This is a genomic window from Pseudidiomarina atlantica (assembly GCF_000753735.1).
Classification (GTDB): domain Bacteria; phylum Pseudomonadota; class Gammaproteobacteria; order Enterobacterales; family Alteromonadaceae; genus Pseudidiomarina; species Pseudidiomarina atlantica.
The window spans coordinates 1-1,300 of the sequence record NZ_JPIN01000035.1 but is presented as its reverse complement, the minus strand read 5'-3'; the positions used below and the strand labels follow the sequence as shown (position 1 = coordinate 1,300).

General features: G+C 37.1%; 2 protein-coding genes. Both read left to right on the top strand.

All coding sequences use genetic code 11. The features are described 5' to 3' along the window. Positions 1-650, top strand: a 650-nt coding sequence (locus IDAT_RS13075) for a glycoside hydrolase family protein (protein ID WP_051986829.1), incomplete at its 5' end; no start/stop codon positions are given. A 107-nt stretch (positions 651-757) separates the two neighbouring features. Then, complete coding sequence (locus IDAT_RS12790; RefSeq protein WP_162178405.1) at positions 758-1,132, top strand: lysozyme inhibitor LprI family protein; 375 nt, start codon at positions 758-760, stop codon at positions 1,130-1,132. The last annotated feature ends 168 nt before the right edge of the window (positions 1,133-1,300 follow it).

Sequence of the window (1,300 nt, the reverse complement as noted above, 5' to 3'; positions counted from 1 at the left end):
GGCGGTTTTATTCGAATGACCCGGTTGGATTCCGTGATATACATAGCTTTAATCGTTATGCCTACGCGAATAATAATCCATATAAATACATTGATCCTTCAGGTATGTGCTCTAATGCTCCGGGAACCGATGCAAACGATGTTTGTCAAAGTGCATCGAATCTAAATATTAGTCAAAAAGGAATTGACCATATTAAGAAATCTGAAAATGACACTGGTAATTTAAGTGTTCAAGATGATGGTTTAGGTAACCCAACAGCAGGCTATGGACATAAAGTCACTCCACAAGATAATTTGAAAATGAATGATCCTATTTCACAATCAAAAGCTGACAGCTTGCTCGCGCAGGATATTGCTATTGCGGAAGGAGTAGTTGAGAATCTAGTCGGTTCATTACCTGTATCGCAGAATGAATTTGATGCTTTGACTGATTTAGCTTTTAACGTAGGAGCTGGAAAGCTAAGTCCGCAAAATAGTCCTGGCTTGAACGCAGCAATAAAAGCTGGTGATTATGAAGGTATGTCAAACAACCTGAAATATACACGAGGCGTTAATAAACAAGGACAATCTTTATCCTTGCCCGGATTAGCAACACGAAGTGCCGAAAGAAGGACTATTTTCCGAGGTAATATCCAGTATAAGAACCCATAATTAAAGAGATAAATAGTGTGTTAATTAGAAAAATAAAACTTGATGTATTAATAATACTAATGTGCATGTTTGGGATAAATGTGCATGCTAAAAACATAGACGAATGTATGACAAAAGCCTATTCTCAGATAGAAATGAATCAATGTGCAGGATTGTCTTTAAAGGCAGCCGAGCAGGAGCTTGAAAGAGTTAGTAAGAAAATTGAAGAGGTTTACGCACACGATGAAAACTTCTTGAAGATGCTAGAAAAATCGCAGAGTGTTTGGAAGGAATCTGTTAAAGCTGAAATGGATTTAATGTTTCCTGCACCTGATAAACAAAAATCTTACGGCTCAGTATACCCACTATGTGCATCTGGATTTAAATTAAGATTAACTCTACAAAGAATAGAGTACTTAAAGGCTTGGCTAAAAGGACATTCTGGAGGTAACGCCTGTTCTGGTTCTATTATGCATGAATATTGTATCAACAATGAATGCTAGAATTTAATTATGGACCTATATGGACATCCATGATTGATAATTCCTAGATTCAACTAATAACTGCAACACTCGCTCATAGCCCGTTGCAATTGCTCTTTAAAAATTATGTCTGGCTGAATAAAGCCCAGTGTTTTCCTAGCAGGGCAAGATCGTGAACGTTTATTAACC